Source organism: Rothia sp. HMSC064F07, assembly GCF_001837265.1.
In the GTDB taxonomy this organism is placed as follows: Bacteria; Actinomycetota; Actinomycetes; order Actinomycetales; family Micrococcaceae; genus Rothia; species Rothia mucilaginosa.
The window spans coordinates 133,806-134,304 of sequence record NZ_KV831926.1 but is presented as its reverse complement, the minus strand read 5'-3'; the positions used below and the strand labels follow the sequence as shown (position 1 = coordinate 134,304).

General features: G+C 60.7%; 1 pseudogene. It reads left to right on the top strand.

Annotated elements, in window-relative coordinates:
- Positions 1 to 446: pseudogene (locus HMPREF2712_RS03010) on the top strand (peptide ABC transporter ATPase); the annotation flags it as partial.
- Positions 447 to 499: the final 53 nt, after the last annotated feature.

Sequence of the window (499 nt, the reverse complement as noted above, 5' to 3'; positions counted from 1 at the left end):
TCATCGAGTACGGCAACGGCGACCAGGCAACCAACTACACGGCTGGTCAGCCCGTGACCACCTACCCTCGCGAACGTCCGCGTGAAACCGCAACAAGTTACGCCTACCAGCGTTCGGGTAACTTCCACGCGTACGCGACCGTGCATTACACGGCTCGTTTCCGCGTGGATGGCGGCCCCTGGCAAATGATGGAGGTGACTCCGCAGGCGACCAGTGATCCGTTGCTGGTGCGTGTGTGGTGGGTTGATGTGGGACGCGTAGCAGGTGACTGCAGCTACGACGACACTCGTTGGGGCTGCAAGAACGACCCCACGATGGGTAAGAAGGATAACCCGAACCCGCGCCTACGCAAGGCTGATATCCGTACCGGCCAGCGCTGGCACCTCAATGATAACGGCGACGGGGACACGGAGTATTCGCTGCACCGCGACTGGCCCGACATGTAAACCAGGTCCAACCCAATATGTTAAATAACCGCAGCAGGCGGCCCCGGATACGG